This is a genomic window from Aminobacter sp. Piv2-1, from assembly GCF_037625995.1.
Lineage (GTDB): Bacteria > Pseudomonadota > Alphaproteobacteria > Rhizobiales > Rhizobiaceae > Aminobacter.
In genome coordinates this window covers 92,875-108,176 of sequence record NZ_JARKMU010000005.1, presented here as the reverse complement: position 1 = coordinate 108,176, position 15,302 = coordinate 92,875, and the positions used below count along the sequence as shown (strand labels likewise).

Sequence of the window (15,302 nt, the reverse complement as noted above, 5' to 3'; positions counted from 1 at the left end):
AAGTATTCAGTGCGCCTTTGCCAGTGACGTGACGACGCGCTCCATCTGGGCGACCACGGCCTCGGTGATGCGCTCGCCCTTGGCGGCGGTCGCGGTGGACGGATCGCCGACCACGCCCGTGCCGCCCGACATCTGGTGCATCGTGCGGAACAGCGCGCCGCGGCTGGCGCGGATCATGTCGGCGTTGGCCCAGTCGAAGGTCTCGACATAGGACATGTCGCCGATCAGTTCGCTGCGCACGCCGTCGGGTGCTGCCAGCAGCATCAGCGACGTCTCGAACTCGCAGGCGTGGTTGACGCCGGCGAAGCCGCTTTCGCGGATCTTTTCGAGTTCGGGGGCGGCAAGGCGCCACCAGGTCAGCATTGCCATGCGGCAGTCGCGATGGCGCGAGCCGAAGGTTTCGAGCAGCACCTGCCCGATGGCCTGGTTGCCGCCGTGGCTGTTGAACAGGACGATGTTGGTGAAGCCGTGGCGCACCACGCTTTCCAATATGTCGCCGACATAGGCGAGGAACGTCTCGTGGCGGATGCTCAGCGTCCCGGCGAACTCCATGTGGTGCTCGGAGCAGCAGACCTTGATCTGCGGCAGGATGAGCACCCGGTCGCCCATCCGCTCCTCCAGCCGGTCGAGGAAATGGCCGCCGATGGCGACGTCGGTGTCGATCGCCAGGTGTGGGCCGTGCTGTTCGATGGCGGCGACGTTGAGCACGACCGGGATCGATCGATCCAGCCCGGCGAACTCGTTGGTGGTGAGTTTTTCCCAGCGCATCTGCGTTCCCCTCAGGCGATGGTGCGTTCGGAGGTGCGGAAGCGTGCGAGCGCGGCCTCGTCGAGCTTGACGCCGAGGCCCGGGCCGTCGCTCGGAATGCGCACATGGGGCGGCTCGAAGGCGAGCGGCGTCTCCAGCAGATCGTGCGAGCGGATCATGCGGCCGAAGATGTCGCCCGGCCAGACGCAGCTCCTGGCCGCGGCCGACTGGTGCACGTACATCGCTTCCAGGATGCCGAGGTCGACCTCGGAGCCATGCCAGCAATAGAGGCCGGCGGTCGCGGCGATGTGGTCGAGCGCCTGGAACTTGGCGAGGCCGCCGTTGAAATTGAAGCCGTCGACGGCATTGTGGGCAAGCGCGTTGATGGCGTCGTGCGGACGCTGGCCCTGGTAGACATAGGGCAGGGACACGTGCAGCACAATCGGGATGGACGAGAAGCGGCGCAGCTCGGCGAAGTCGAGCAGCATCCAGCGCGGCAGCGGATCCTCGAGCAGCAGCACGTTGCCGACCGCCTCGAGCTCGCGGATGATGCGCCGCGCGTTGCCCGAATTCTCCCAGCGCTGGTTGGGGTCGAAGATCACCTTCATGCCGGGAGCATGCTGCTTGATCTCGGCGCACCAGCCGGCGACGTCGTCCTCGAGGTCGCACTTGAACTTGATGACCTTGTAGCCCTGCTCATGGTAGCGGCGCACCCAGGGGCCGACTTCCTCCATCGTACGGTGGCTCGACCACGCGCTCACGGGGACGTGCTCGCGGACGGCGCCGCCGAGCAGGCGATGCATAGGCACGCCGAGCGACTTGGCATAGGCGTCCCAGATCGCGCATTCGAAGCCGTCATACTCGCGGCACAGCGGCAGCGGCAGGTCCTGCAGGGTCAGGTCCATGATCGACTGACCGAGCAGGTTGGCGCAGATCGCCTCGATGCGCGGCCATTCGTGGTCACGGTAGAATTCGCCGAGGCCGACGGTGCCGTCGGCCAGCGTCATGCGCACGATCAGCTTGGGCAGTTCGTCGAACTGCATGCTCCAGGCGGCCTTGCCGCCGACCGGCAGCATGTGCAGCGGCTTGGCCAGGCTGTCGGAATTGATGACGCCCTTGTGGGCCGGCACGACGACCTCATCGAAGCGGAAGGAAACGATGGTCTTGTCGGCTATCGGCATGGTCGGCTTTCGGCTCGCTGTTGGAACGAAACCGAGGATGTAGTTTTCCTACGAATATGTCAATCTTTGCGGAGTAAAATTTCACAACGAATTTGAAAGCCGCGACGAAGCGCCCCGCCGATGCCGCGGAGAGGACCTATTCGGGAGTGCGGTGAGGGCGTGCGGCGGGGCGTCAGTCGCCGACGGGCTGGCTGTCGGTGCTGCCGTGCAGCGCCACCAGCGTCGAACGGGCGCGCCAAAGCTTCTTGCCAACGGTGTTGCGTCGGCGTGCGCCGATCAGCGTCGAGATGCAGTCGAGCACGAAGAGCTGCCCGTAGCGTCCGCGGTTGGGCATGTAGAAGAACTTCTCTTCGTCGAAGGCAACCAGCGGCACGTTGACCGACGCCTGCTGGGCGAGGGGGCTGCCGGGGTGGGTGACGGTGACGACCTTGGCGCCGAGCGACAGGGCGATCTGCGCGCTGTCGACGAGCGAGCGCGGCTTGCCGGTGACCGAGAAGATGAACAGCACGTCGTCGGCCTCGACCGTCGAGGCGATGATGCGCTGCTTGTAGGGGTCGGCGGTGGCCGATACGGCGATGTCGAGGCGGAACAGGCGGTTCTCGGCCTCGCGGGCGACGTTGGCGGAACTGCCGCCGACGCCGAAGCAGAAGGTGCGACGCGCCGCATGGATCAGGTTGGCGGCCTGTTCGAGGGCGGCCGGGTCGCGCTGGGCGAAGGCGTTGGCGAGCGCCTGGCTGGTCGCGTCATAGACATGCTGGGCGACGTCCGGGCCGGTCTCGGCGGCCGATGTCCGTTCCGCCGCGATGTACATCCGGCCGATCGCGTAGTCCTGCGCGAGCCTGATCTTGAAGTCGGTGAAGCCGTCGCAGCCGATGCGGCGGGCGAAGCGGATGATCGTCGGCTCGCTGACCTTGGCCTTTGCCGCGAGATCCTTGATCGGCAGGCGCGTCGCGGCCTCGATGTCGTCGAGGATGACGTTGGCGATGGCGCGGTCCGCCGGGTTCATCTCTCCGTTTTCGATGCGGAGCCGGTCGATGAGGCTGGTCTGGTTTGCCATGTGGCCTTCGCTGCCGAGTCTGGGTTGGCCGATCCTAGGTCATGTCGTCAGGAATCCAAGGGGCCCCTGATTTTCGCGAAAAGACACGCCGGGCGGCATTGGATATCCACGCCCCTGCCGGCGTGCGGCCATGGCGTCGGGGCAAGGCTTGCAATAACATCCCGCCTAACGCGGCGGACGTCCCCATTGGCGATCTGCCGTGAGTGGAGGAAAGCGAAATGGACGAACCCGATCGTTGGCGCCAGATGTCGAGCGCGCCGAAGGACGGCAGCAGGATCCTGGTCACGGTGCGCCCGGTCGAGCAGGGGCCGGCCGAGGTGGACGTGGCCTATTGGGCGCGGACCGACCAGTTTGGCAGCGAAGGCTGGCGCGCCGCAGACTCCTATCCGGGCTGCATCATCGGCTATGCCGAGCCGGAACTGAAGTGCTGGATGCCGCTGCCGCAGGCCAACCTGGGCAAGAATGCGGGCAAGGCCTTTGCCATGCCGCAGCCTTGGGAAGGCGACGAGATCGAGGTGGACGGGTCGGGTATCTGAGCTGAGGCGTGTGGCTGCCTGAACAGGCCGGCTGGCGAGGCTGGCTGTGATGGCTGGTGCGGATGATAGGAGTCGAACCTACACGCCTCTCGGCACTGGAACCTAAATCCAGGGCGTCTACCAGTTCCGCCACATCCGCATGCGACCGCAAATCCCATGTCGCCATCATTCTGTCAATCTCGCGGAGGAAATCGGCTTGGCCGGGAGAAATGGCGAAGATGGTTGAAAATTCGGCCCGCGTGTGACAAAAGGCCTGTCGAATATGACGGGACGCGAGAATCCGTCTTTGCTGGATACGATAAGAAGTAGAAATAACAACAACTTATCGAGATCTTCGGAAGACGGCGGAACAGGTGGGCCGAAATAAGCGGTTCCGGGTTCCAATTTGCGGACTTGAAGCCACCCCCGGCAAACGAATTCGGGCAGGCTGAACGGCTGGATGCCGTCGCGCCGCGCCATACGTAGGACAAAGGTTTGATGATGCAGGTCACCGAAACGCTCAACTCCGGTCTCAAGCGCGAGATCAAGGTCACGGTCCCGGCCGGTGACATGGAAGCCCGCCTGGCGAAGCGGCTTTCGGATGCCAAGGACAAGGTCCGCATCAATGGCTTCCGCCCGGGCAAGGTGCCGCTCCAGCACATGCGCAAGATGTACGGCAAGTCGTTCATGGCCGAGGTCGTCAACGAAATCCTGACCGACTCGACCCGCACGATCATCGCCGACCGCGGCGAAAAGGCTGCCATGCAGCCCGACGTCGTGATGACCGAGGACGAGAAGGAAGCCGAGAAGATCCTCGCCGGCGGCGCCGACTTCGAGTTCTCGCTGAGCTACGAGGTCATTCCGGCGATCGAGATCAAGGAATTCTCCGACATCAAGGTTTCGCGTCCGGTCTACGACGTGCCGGCCAGCGAGATCGACGAGCAGGTCAAGCGCATCGCCGAGTCGGCGCGCACCTTCGAGACGAAGGCAGGCAAGGCCGCCGAGGGCGACCGCGTCACCATCGACTATGTCGGCAAGATCGACGGCGTGGCCTTCGACGGCGGCACGGGCGGCGACCAGCCGCTGGTGCTCGGCTCGAAGGAATTCATCCCGGGCTTCGAGGACCAGCTGGTCGGCGCCAAGGCCGGCGACGAGAAGCTCGTCACCGTCACCTTCCCGGAAAACTACCAGGCCGCGCACCTGGCCGGCAAGGAAGCCACCTTCGACGTCACCGTCAAGGAAGTGGCTGCTCCCGGTGCCCTCGAGATCAATGACGAGACGGCCAAGAACCTCGGCCTCGAGTCGCTCGACAAGCTGCGCGAGATCGTCCGCGGCCAGCTCGAGAACCAGTTCGGCGCCATGACGCGCCAGAAGGTGAAGCGCCAGCTGCTCGACCAGCTCGACGGCAACTACAAGTTCGAGGCGCCCTCGAAGCTGATCGAGGCCGAGTTCAACAACATCTGGGGCCAGGTCACCCGCGACCTGGAGCTCGCCGGCCGCACCTTCGCCGACGAAGAGACGACCGAAGAGGAAGCCCGCGCCGAATACCAGCGCCTGGCCGAGCGCCGCGTGCGCCTGGGCCTCGTGCTGGCCGAGATCGGCGAGAAGGCCGGCGTGACTGTTTCCGACGAGGAACTGCAGCGCGGCCTGTTCGACACGGTTCGCCGCTACCCGGCCAGCCAGCAGCAGGAAGTGTTCGACTTCTACCGCAACAACCCGTCGGCGCTGGTCAACCTGCGCGCGCCGCTGTTCGAGGAGAAGGTGGTCGACCACCTGCTGTCGCAGATCTCCGTCACCGACAAGAAGGTGAGCAAGGAAGAGCTGCTGGCGGACGACGAGGACGAAGCTGCCGAGAAGCCGGCCAAGAAGGCTTCGGCCAAGAAGGCCGCCAAGACCGAGGCCGCCGAGGGCGAGGAGCCGAAGAAGAAGGCTGCTCCGAAGAAGAAGGCCGCCAAGGAAGGCGACGCCGAGTAAGGCTCAGCCTCCAGGCAAGGTTAGAAAAGGCCGCCGGGAAACCGGCGGCTTTTTTTGTTTGCCGTCTTGTCTGAACACCGACCCCTAACCGCGCATTGGCGTCAGATCAGTGCCAGGCCCTTCATGCTGGCAAAGCCCTTCCGCCCGATGATGATGTGGTCGTGCACCGAAATGCCGAGCGGCTTGGCCGTGTCGATGATCGTCCTGGTCATGTCGATGTCGGCGCGCGACGGGGTCGGATCGCCGGAGGGATGGTTGTGCACGAGGATGATGGCCGTCGCCGACAGTTCCAGCGCCCGCTTGATGACCTCGCGCGGGTAGACCGGCGTGTGGTCGACCGTGCCGGTCTGCTGCACCTCGTCTGCGATCAGGGCGTTCTTCTTGTCGAGGAAGAGGATGCGGAACTGCTCGCGTTCCTCGAAGGCCATCGAGGCGCGGCAGTAGTCCAGCACCTGTGCCCAGGACGACAGCACTTCGCGGCCGCTGATCTCGCCGCGCGCCATGCGCTTCGCCGCCGTCGCGATGACCTTGAGGTCGAGCGCCACCGAGGCGCCCACCCCCTTGACCTCCTGGAGCAGGCTCGCCGGGGCGCCGAGCACCTCCGCCAGCGTGCCGAAGCGCGCAAGCAGTGCCTTTGCCACCGGCTTGGTGTCGGCGCGGGGGATCAGCCTGAACAGCAGAAGTTCGAGCAGCTCGTAGTCAGCGAGCGCATCCGCGGCCGCTACGAAACGCTCGCGCAGCCGTTCGCGATGGCCGAGATAGTGAGGCTTGTCGGGGATGTCGCTGTTCTTGACGGGTGGTACGGGCTGCTCGCCGAAGAACCCGCGCTCGTCGTGCTCGTTGCCGTCCATCCGCCGCCCCCGCCGGCAGATGGCCGGCCGGGCGATCTTATGCGGGCAGGCCCGGGCGGTCGAGCCCCTTGGGCGACAGCGTGAAGATCTCGCAGCCGGTGGCCGTGACGCCGACGGTGTGCTCGTACTGCGCCGACAGCGAGCGGTCGCGCGTCACGGCCGTCCAGCCGTCGGAAAGAACCTTCACATGCGGGCGGCCGAGATTGATCATCGGCTCGATCGTGAAGATCATGCCTTCGCGCATCTCGACGCCTTCGTTGACGTTGCCGTAGTGCAGGATGTTCGGCGCGTCGTGGAACAGCGCGCCGACGCCGTGGCCGCAGAAGTCGCGCACGACCGAGCAGCGCTCGGCTTCGGCAAAGGTCTGGATCGCAGCACCGATCGCACCCGTCCGCACCCCCGGCCGCACGGCCTCGATGCCGCGCATCAGGCACTCGTGCGTCACTTCGAGCAGGCGTTCGGCGGCACGCTTGATCGTTCCGACCGGATACATGCGGCTCGAATCGCCATGCCAGCCGTCGAGGATGTAGGTGACGTCGATATTGACGACGTCGCCTTCGCGCAGCGGCTTGTTGTCGGGGATGCCGTGGCAGACGACGTGGTTGATCGAGGTGCAGCAGGATTTTGTATAGCCGCGATAGTTGAGCGTGGCGGGCACGGCGCCGTGGTCCATGCCGAACTCGAAGACGAAGCGGTCGATCGCTTCGGTCGTCACGCCGGGTGCGACGCGGTCGGCCAGTTCGTCGAGGCATCGTGCCGTGAGCTGGCAGGCCTTGCGCATGCCTTCGAAGGCGTCGGCTCCGTAGAGCCGGATCTGGCCCGTATTCCTGAGGGGCGCCGTTTCGGCGTCGAGATAGCTGACCATGGACTTCTGCCGGATAAGTTCGGAGTGCTCGCAAAGGGCATGCGAGGCATCGCCGCAGATTTGGCACCGGACGCGTCCGGATTCAACCCGCAAAGGCAATGGCGCGCGCTTTTGCGCCGCCCGGCCGCCCAAAAAGGCGACGGTCAGCCGCCCTTGGCGGGCTGGAAGAGCGGTTGCTCCGGGCGCGGGGCGTCGGGATCGGCCGATTTCAGGCTTTCGACGTGAACCCAGCCGCGACGGCCCGCGGCCATCACCAGCGCCCAGTTGCCGTCGCGGGCGAAGATCCTGACGCCTTCGCCCTGCTTGACCGGGTAGAGCACGGGTGCGGCGATCTCCGGCCGCTGGCGGAGATAGATGCGCGTGCTGGTGAACAGCATGCCGGGCTCGCCGCTCTTGCCGGGCTTGCTCGCCACCGAAGGGCGCGGCGCCGGCATTTGCGGACGCGGGGCGGGCGTCGGCGGCGTCTTCTGGATGGAGGCGGTCTTGACCTCTGCCGGGGGACGCAGCGGCGTGCCAGGCTCGGACACCCTGGGGGCTGGCGCAGGTTTCGAGGCAACGGCACCCGTTGGCCGCGGAGCCGCTGCCAGTTTTGGCGCGGCCTTTGGCTGGGTCTTGGCGTCGCGCCGCTCGACGTCCGCCTTGGGTCGCGCGATGTCAGGATTGGTCTGTGCCCCGACGCTTGCCTGCGGGCGCAGCACTTCCTTGCGTGGCGCGGCTTCGCCTCCGGGCCGGCTGGCCACGCGGGCAGGGCGTTCGCCTAGCCCCGACTTGCTGGGCACTTCCTGCGTCATCGCCCAGCCGCCCGCCGCCATCGCGCCGAGCAGGAGCCATCTCAGTTTTGGAAGGGCGAATCCGGACATGCGGCGAGTCTGGACTTCAGAGCTTAAAGCCGCGTTGACGCAGGTGACCGCACGGGCAGGGCGCTAGGCCTTCTTGAGGAACTCGGTCTTCAGGACGAGCCCCTTGACCTGCTTGGTGTTACATTCGATCTCGCCGGCGTTGCCGGTCAGGCGGATGTTCTTGACCAGGGTGCCGCGCTTGATGGTCTCGGAGGTGCCCTTGACCTTGAGATCCTTGATCAGCGTGACCGAATCCCCGTCGTTGAGCGGGGTGCCGTTGCTGTCCTTGACGATGTCTTCGGCCATGATGCTTCCTTCCGTGGCTGGCGTGGAGAGGACTGCAGTAGGTCGCCGGAACGTCGGCGTAAAGTGGGGCTGGTGGCAACAGGCGCGCATTTGCGATGCAAAGACAGGTCATCGTGGCCAAGACGCGGGAATATGGCCTGACACCGAGCGATGTGCGCCGGCGGTTCTGAGCGGAGGTCAAGACAAGACGCCGCTGTTGCGTTTCTACGCTCAGCAAGTGCTGAGCCGATGGCAGTCGCAGTCAAATGTATTTCTTGGAAAACCTGGTACGCCCAAGGGGAATCGAACCCCTGTTACCGCCGTGAAAGGGCGGTGTCCTAACCGCTAGACGATGGGCGCGCTCAGGTGAGGCGGTGTATAGTTGGGATGTTCGCGGCAGGCAACCCGTCTTTTTGCTGCGCCGCGAGATTTTTCGTCTTATCCCCTGCGGCCGCAGCGCCAGTTCCAGTCGCGCTCCGGACCGACGTCGACGTGGACCGAACTCGTGCTGCAATAGGTGCCCACGCCACCGCGTTCGGGCATCGAACGCAGGAATGTGGCGAGTTCCCATTTGCCCACGCCGGGTACCTGGATGTCGGCGGCCGAGCAGGCCATGTGCAGCGACTTCTTGGCGCCGCCCACCCGGCGGTTGCGCTCGGGATCGCGGAAACCGGAGGTGACGATCATCTTGGCGCCGAATCGTTGCTCGACTGCCTTGAGCACGCGCACCAGCGACGGCCTGAGGCAGCTGACATCGACATTGTCGTTCTGCTTGAGCAGCCCGTTCGGTGCCAGGCGTGCCAGGCCAGCCGCGGAGGCGACCTCGTAGGACCCGTCGTCGTCGCCTTCGTTCAGGTCTACGTCGCTGTCGTCGTTGATGCCCGACTTGCGCTTGATCTCGAACAGGTCGGTGGTGCGGACGCCCGGCAGCGCCCAGTCCGAATCGCCGCCCGACGAGCCGCCGAGCGAAGCCATCGCCACCTGCTTCGAGTTGGCCTTCGTGGAGGCGAGGGTGATGATCGGCTTGGCCTTTTCCTCGGGCGCCTTCGGCGCAGTGGCCGGAGCAGCGGCAGGAGTAGTCGCGATGAGCGGCTTGGTTTCTCCTGCCTTTGGCGGGGCCGCCTTCGTGGGCGAGGAGCTGAACAGCGACGCGAGGAAGCCCTTCTTTTTGGGCTGCTGCGGCTCCTCGGGCGTCGTGCCGGCAGCCAGGCCGTTGTCCGGCTGGGCCGAGGGCTTTTCAGGCGTGGCTTCCGCGACCTGCGTCGATTCCGCTACCTTCGGCTGTTCCGCACCGGTCGTGGCGGCGGCTTGCTGCGGCTGCTCCGCCTTTTCCAGCGCGGATGCCGCCGCCGATTCGGTGCCGGGCTTGTTGACGGGAACGTAGCCGACCTGGTCGGGCAGGGCCGTGTCGCCTTCGGCACTCATCGCAAGATTGGTGCCTGCCTGCGCGGTCGCTGCGGTGGGCGATCCTGCCGCCTCGGTTGTGCCGGCAGCCTCAGTTGTTGCGGTCGTCGCGGACGAAGCATTCGCCAGTTCGAGATTGGGCTCGCCCGTGGAGGTGCACGAGGCGGCGGCAAGCGAAACCAGGACGGTCAGCGCAACGCCGTACCTCCAGTCCGCTGGTCGCAGTCGTCCTGACGTCAAGCCGGTCCCCTCTCAATGCAATGCTGCCAAAGAATACGCTTGGCGATGAAATCCAACGTGTACGCAACCGCGCTTCTGAACGAGAAACGCTACCCGATCATCTGGCTGTGATCCCCCATTTTCGGGGCTAGGCGCCAAATACGGCGAGATCATGGTTGCCATGATTTCGCCCTCCTTGTCGATCGGCGTCAACTCACCGCAGATTTCAAGGAGTTACACTCGAACCTTGACATAGGTGCCGGGAGCATCTTCTAGCACCCGTCCGCTTGTGCCGGGCTTGCGCGCCGAAACGCGCCTGTCGTCCTTGGCCTCGATCCAGCGTTGCCAGTGCGGCCACCACGATCCCGCCGTCTCGGTCGCGTGGCTCAGCCAGTCGTCGAAGTCGCCGGTCGGCTTGCCGCTGCTCCAGAACTGATACTTGTTGGCGGCGGGCGGGTTGATGACGCCGGCTATATGGCCGGAGCCGCCGACCACATAGTCGACGTCGCCGCCGAAATACTTGCATCCGAGGAAGACCGAGCGGGCAGGGGCGATGTGGTCCTCGCGCGCGGCGAGGTTGTAGACGGGGATGGTGATGTCGGCGAGCGAAACCGTTCGGCCGGCCAGTTCCATCCTGCCTTGCGACAGGTTGTTGTCGAGATAGCAGTTGCGCAGATAGAAGGAGTGGTTGGCTGCGGCCATCCGCGTCGAATCCGCGTTCCAGTAGAGCAGGTCGAACGGCAGCGGCTCCTTGCCGCGCATGTAGTTGTTGACGACGTAGGGCCAGATGAGGTCGCCCGACCTCAGCATGTTGAAGGCCGTCGCCATCTTGGTGCCGTCGAGATAGCCCTTGCCCTTCATGGCGCGCTCGAGGGCGGCGATCTGGTCCTCGTCGACGAAGACCTTGAGATCGCCGGCATAGGTGAAGTCGACCTGGGTCGTGAAGAAGGTGGCCGAGCGGATGCGGTGGTCGCCTTCCTGCGCGAGCAGCGCCAGCGCCGCTGCGAGCAGCGTGCCGCCGACGCAGTAGCCGATCGCATTGACTTCGCGCTCGCCGGTCGCCTGCTCGACCATGTCGAGGCCGTATTGCAGGCCTTCCCGGATGTAGGCCTCCCAGTCCTTCAACCCGTGGCGCTGGTCGGGGTTGATCCAGGAGATGACGAAGACCGTGTGCCCTTGCTCCACCGCCCAGCGGATGAAGGATTTCTGCGGGTTGAGATCGAGGATGTAAAACTTGTTGATCCATGGCGGGCAGATCAGCAGCGGCCGCTTCAGGACCTTTTCCGTGGTGGGCGCGTACTGGATGATCTCGGCGACGTCACTGCGTCCGACCACCTTGCCGGGCGTCATGGCAACGTTCCTGCCGATCTCGAAGCCGGTGTAGTCGGCCTGTCTCAGCTTGAGGTCGCCCTTGCCCGCCGCGATGTCCTCGGCGAACATCTTCATGCCGCGCACCAGGTTCTCACCGTTGCTGGCGACGGTCTCGCGGAACAGTTCCGGATTGGTCAGGATGAAGTTTGACGGCGAGATCGCGTTGGTGACCTGCTTGACGTAGAAGCCGGCCTTGTGGCGCGTGTGCTCGTCCAGCCCGTCGGCATGCTCGACGAGGTCGCCGGCCCAGCGCGTGGTCACCAGATAGGCCTGCTTGAGGAAATCGAAGAAGGCGTTGCGGCCCCATTCGGGATCGAGGAACCGCTTGTCGGTCCGCTCGGGCTTGATCGCATCCTCGACCTGTTCGCCCGACATGCGCTGGACCGAATTGCCCCACACCTCGAGATAGCCGGCAAACAGGCGGGTCTGTGCCTCCAGCGCGCGCGAGGGGTCCGACAGCCAGTATTCGGTGAGCCTGGAGAAGGTCTTGACCATGTCGGTCATCGGCTCGGCCACCGTGTCGCGCACCTCGCCCTTCTCGCGCGGTTCGACCCAGGCCGAGGCCGCCTTGCCGGCCTGCTCGATCATGCGGGCGATGTTGAGAGCGAAACGCTCGGGGTCCTTGACCAGATATTGCTCGATGGAGGAGGGGGAATCGCCGCTCGGCTTGTCCGAATCGTCTGCCTTCGCCATGGTCCTCGCAGGTCCTCCCAAAGGGCCCTTTATTGACATACTATCATGCGACGTCTTACCGGGTCCAACGCGCTCTATCGCGCCTGTCAGGGAAACATTATGACATATCGTGTTGGTCGGCATGTTTTTTTTGGCGCCCGCGTGACACTCGCCGCGGCGCTTATGGCGACGCCGCTGATGGCCAGCGGCTGCGCCAGCACGAGCACCGCCAATGGTGCGACCGCCCAGGCCGGCGGACGCGGCGCGCAGGACACCGGTACCTATCCCAATCTCAACATTGCGCCCAAGGTCGCCGCGCCCCAGTTCACGGATGACGACAAGGCGGCCAAGATGGCCGCGCTGCAGGCGGCGCAGCGGCGCCAGGGCGGCGGCGCAGGCGGAGCATCGTCCGCTTCCGCGGCGATGACCACGCTTGCCCGGAAGCACGGCGCCGACACGCTCAAGGCCATCGAAGGCAAGTGCGACCCTATCGACCCCGCCTGCAATTGAGTATATACGCGCACGCATCGCGCAGCCCCCGTTTGCCTGGAACTGACATGGAAGAATTTCACAAGGTCCGCCGCCTTCCGCCCTATGTCTTCGAGCAGGTCAACCGTCTGAAGGCCAGCGCCCGTTCGCGCGGCGCCGACATCATCGACCTCGGCATGGGCAATCCCGACCTGCCGACCCCGCAGGCGATCGTCGACAAGCTGTGCGAAGTGGTACGCGATCCGCGCACCCACCGCTATTCGTCGTCGCGCGGCATTCCCGGCCTGCGCCGCGCCCAGGCCAGCTATTATGCGCGCCGCTTCGGCGTGAAGCTGAACCCCGACACCCAGGTCGTCGCCACGCTCGGCTCCAAGGAAGGCTTCGCCAACATGGCGCAGGCGATCACCGCGCCCGGCGACGTGGTCCTGTGCCCCGATCCGACCTATCCGATCCACGCCTTCGGCTTCATCATGTCGGGCGGCGTCATCCGCTCGCTGCAGGCGAAGCCCGATGACGGCTTCATTCCGGCGCTCGAGCGCGGCGTTCGCCACTCGATCCCGAAGCCGCTGGCGCTGATCCTCAATTATCCGTCCAATCCGACGGCGCATGTGGCGAGCCTCGACTTCTACAAGGACGTCGTCGCCTTCGCCAAGAAGAACGACATCATCATCCTGTCGGACCTCGCCTATTCGGAGATCTATTTCGACGGCAACCCGCCGCCTTCGGTGCTCGAGGTGCCGGGCGCCATCGACGTCACCGTCGAATTCACCTCGATGTCGAAGACCTTCTCGATGCCGGGCTGGCGCATGGGCTTTGCCGTGGGCAACGAACGGCTGATCGCAGCGCTGACGCGGGTGAAGTCCTATCTCGACTACGGCGCGTTCACGCCCATCCAGGTGGCGGCGACGGCAGCGCTGAACGGCGACGGTTCCGACATCGCCGAGGTGCGCGAGGTCTATCACAAGCGCCGCGACGTGATGGTCGATTCCTTCGCGCGCGCCGGCTGGGAGATCCCGGCACCGGCGGCGACGATGTTTGCCTGGGCGCCGATCCCGGAGCAGTTCAAGCATCTCGGCTCGCTCGAATTCTCGAAGCTCCTGATCGAGCACGCCGACGTGGCGGTCGCCCCCGGCGTCGGCTTCGGCGAGCATGGCGACGACTACGTGCGCCTGGCGCTGGTCGAGAACGAGCATCGCATCCGGCAGGCGGCCCGCAACATCAAGCGCTTCCTGTCGACGACCGCCAAGCATCCCAACAATGTGGTGCCGCTCGCAGCCCATCGCTGAGCGCACCGCAAGCCAATCCCGAACTACCGAGTGAAGAGGCGCCGCCGACCATGGCTGAAGCATTGCGTATTGGAATTGCCGGTCTCGGCACGGTCGGTGCTTCGGTGGCGCGCGTGCTGCGCGACAAGGCGGCGGAGCTCACCCGCCAGTGCGGCCGCGACATCGTCGTCACCGCCGTTTCGGCCCGCGACCGCTCGCGCGACCGCGGCGTAGACCTGGGCGGCGCGCAGTGGTTCGACGATCCGATCGAACTGGCCGAGAAGGCCGACATAGATGTCTTCGTCGAACTGATCGGTGGAGACGAGGGCGCGGCCCGCTCCTGCGTGCGCGCGGCGCTCGATGCCGGCCGCCACGTGGTGACGGCCAACAAGGCACTGCTCGCCAAGCATGGCGTGGCGCTTGCCGACATCGCCGAGAAGAAGGGCGTGCTGCTCAACTACGAAGCGGCGGTGGCCGGCGGCATCCCGGTCATCAAGACCATGCGCGAGGCCATGGCCGGCAATACGGTTTCGCGTGTGTTCGGCATCCTCAACGGCACCTGCAATTACATCCTGACGCGCATGGAAGCCGAGGGACTGACCTTCGAGGCCTGCCTCAAGGACGCGCAGCGCCTGGGTTATGCCGAGGCCGACCCGACCTTCGACATCGAGGGCAACGACACCGCCCACAAGCTGGCGATCCTCACCAGTCTCGCCTTCGGCACCAGGATCGCCGCCGACGACATCTATCTCGAGGGCATCTCGAACATCACCCAGGCCGACATCCGTGCGGCAGGCGAGCTCGGCTACCGCATCAAGCTGCTCGGCGTTGCCCAGCGCACCGAAACGGGTATCGAGCAGCGCGTCCACCCGACCATGGTGCCGACGGCGTCGGTGATCGCGCAGGTGCATGGCGTCACCAACGCGGTCGCGATCGAGACCGACATTCTGGGCGAACTGCTGCTCTCCGGCCCCGGCGCCGGCGGCAACGCCACGGCCTCGGCCGTCGTCGGTGACATCGCCGACATCGCCAAGAGCCGTCCCGGCTTCCAGCACGGCCCTGTCTTCGGCCGTCCGGCCAAGGAGCTGAAGCCCTACAAGAAGGCGCAGATGCGCAGCCACGCCGGCGGCTACTTCATCCGCCTGACCGTGCACGACCGCATCGGCGTGTTCGCGGCCATCGCCAAGCGCATGGCCGACAGCGACATCTCGCTGGAATCGATCGTCCAGCACGCGGACGGCAAGGACGGAGCCGGACAGAAGACGGTGATCCTCGTCACCCACGAGACGACGGAAGCTGCCGTGCGCAAGGCTGTCGACGGCGTCACCAAGGACGGCCACCTGACCGACAAGCCGCAGGTCATCCGCATCGAGCGGGCCGGCTAGGCCCGGACGGGCCGCGTGCCGGTGATGCAGGTCACCGGCACGGCCACGCGCCAGCATTCCCTTTCAATCGATTGATATTGTTTCGCTTTCGATTAAGGGGGCGACAGGTCTTGCCGTTGTCACAAGTGTTTGACAATAAGGGCCGGCCCGTTTCGGGCACCCCGAATTCATCGACTGCAGGAC

General features: G+C 65.4%; 14 protein-coding genes and 2 tRNA genes. 5 read left to right on the top strand and 11 right to left on the bottom strand.

Features of this window, described 5'->3' with window-relative positions; translation table 11 throughout:
• Positions 1-6 precede the first annotated feature (6 nt).
• The 3 genes from AmiPiv_RS10785 to AmiPiv_RS10775 all read right to left on the bottom strand — a co-directional run bounded on the left by AmiPiv_RS10785 (position 7) and on the right by AmiPiv_RS10775 (position 2,985).
• Positions 7-768 carry a creatininase family protein gene (locus tag AmiPiv_RS10785; RefSeq protein ID WP_340037423.1) on the bottom strand — a complete coding sequence of 254 codons (762 nt, stop codon included), beginning with the start codon at positions 766-768 and terminating at the stop codon, positions 7-9.
• An 11-nt stretch (positions 769-779) separates the two neighbouring features.
• Positions 780-1,928 (bottom strand): mandelate racemase/muconate lactonizing enzyme family protein, encoded by a 1,149-nt coding sequence (locus tag AmiPiv_RS10780; protein WP_340037422.1) that lies wholly within the window; start codon positions 1,926-1,928, stop codon positions 780-782.
• Positions 1,929-2,100: 172 nt separating this feature from the next.
• Positions 2,101-2,985 (bottom strand): MurR/RpiR family transcriptional regulator, encoded by an 885-nt coding sequence (locus AmiPiv_RS10775; protein ID WP_340037421.1) that lies wholly within the window; start codon positions 2,983-2,985, stop codon positions 2,101-2,103.
• A 218-nt stretch (positions 2,986-3,203) separates the two neighbouring features.
• Here AmiPiv_RS10775 and AmiPiv_RS10770 point away from each other — a divergent pair, with 218 nt between their 5' ends.
• Positions 3,204-3,521: a hypothetical protein gene (locus AmiPiv_RS10770; RefSeq protein WP_340037420.1), complete on the top strand. Its 318-nt coding sequence runs from the start codon at positions 3,204-3,206 to the stop codon at positions 3,519-3,521.
• 54 nt (positions 3,522-3,575) lie between these two features.
• On the opposite strand, the gene AmiPiv_RS10765 is transcribed toward AmiPiv_RS10770, so the two are convergent.
• Positions 3,576-3,660, bottom strand: a tRNA-Leu gene (locus tag AmiPiv_RS10765).
• Between the two features lie 341 nt (positions 3,661-4,001).
• Between AmiPiv_RS10765 and tig the strand changes: the two genes are divergently transcribed.
• Positions 4,002-5,474, top strand: coding sequence for a trigger factor (tig, locus tag AmiPiv_RS10760; RefSeq protein ID WP_340037731.1), 1,473 nt, complete (start codon positions 4,002-4,004; stop codon positions 5,472-5,474).
• Between the two features lie 101 nt (positions 5,475-5,575).
• Here tig and radC read toward each other — a convergent pair whose 3' ends face one another.
• The 7 genes from radC to AmiPiv_RS10725 form a co-directional block, all read right to left on the bottom strand.
• Positions 5,576-6,325 (bottom strand): RadC family protein, encoded by a 750-nt coding sequence (gene radC / locus AmiPiv_RS10755; RefSeq protein WP_340037418.1) that lies wholly within the window; start codon positions 6,323-6,325, stop codon positions 5,576-5,578.
• Between the two features lie 37 nt (positions 6,326-6,362).
• Positions 6,363-7,190 (bottom strand): type I methionyl aminopeptidase, encoded by an 828-nt coding sequence (map, locus tag AmiPiv_RS10750; protein ID WP_340037416.1) that lies wholly within the window; start codon positions 7,188-7,190, stop codon positions 6,363-6,365.
• 143 nt (positions 7,191-7,333) lie between these two features.
• The gene (locus AmiPiv_RS10745) at positions 7,334-8,050 is read right to left on the bottom strand and encodes an SH3 domain-containing protein (RefSeq protein ID WP_340037414.1); all 717 of its coding nucleotides are present in this window, start codon (positions 8,048-8,050) and stop codon (positions 7,334-7,336) included.
• 63 nt (positions 8,051-8,113) lie between these two features.
• The gene (locus AmiPiv_RS10740) at positions 8,114-8,335 is read right to left on the bottom strand and encodes an alkylphosphonate utilization protein (protein WP_340037413.1); all 222 of its coding nucleotides are present in this window, start codon (positions 8,333-8,335) and stop codon (positions 8,114-8,116) included.
• 264 nt (positions 8,336-8,599) lie between these two features.
• Positions 8,600-8,674, bottom strand: a tRNA-Glu gene (locus AmiPiv_RS10735).
• A 78-nt stretch (positions 8,675-8,752) separates the two neighbouring features.
• Positions 8,753-9,958, bottom strand: coding sequence for a D-Ala-D-Ala carboxypeptidase family metallohydrolase (locus AmiPiv_RS10730; RefSeq protein WP_340037412.1), 1,206 nt, complete (start codon positions 9,956-9,958; stop codon positions 8,753-8,755).
• 213 nt (positions 9,959-10,171) lie between these two features.
• Positions 10,172-12,001 (bottom strand): PHA/PHB synthase family protein, encoded by a 1,830-nt coding sequence (locus tag AmiPiv_RS10725; RefSeq protein ID WP_340037411.1) that lies wholly within the window; start codon positions 11,999-12,001, stop codon positions 10,172-10,174.
• Between the two features lie 141 nt (positions 12,002-12,142).
• On the opposite strand from AmiPiv_RS10725, the gene AmiPiv_RS10720 reads away from it, so the two are divergent.
• Genes AmiPiv_RS10720 through AmiPiv_RS10710 form a run of 3 tightly spaced genes read left to right on the top strand, consistent with a single transcriptional unit; the run spans position 12,143 to position 15,119 of the window.
• Positions 12,143-12,490 (top strand): hypothetical protein, encoded by a 348-nt coding sequence (locus AmiPiv_RS10720; protein ID WP_340037410.1) that lies wholly within the window; start codon positions 12,143-12,145, stop codon positions 12,488-12,490.
• Between the two features lie 47 nt (positions 12,491-12,537).
• On the top strand, positions 12,538-13,755 hold the full coding sequence (locus AmiPiv_RS10715) for an LL-diaminopimelate aminotransferase (protein ID WP_340037409.1): 1,218 nt from the start codon (positions 12,538-12,540) through the stop codon (positions 13,753-13,755).
• Between the two features lie 50 nt (positions 13,756-13,805).
• A complete protein-coding gene (locus AmiPiv_RS10710) occupies positions 13,806-15,119 on the top strand; it encodes a homoserine dehydrogenase (protein ID WP_340037408.1) in 1,314 nt (437 codons plus the stop codon).
• The last annotated feature ends 183 nt before the right edge of the window (positions 15,120-15,302 follow it).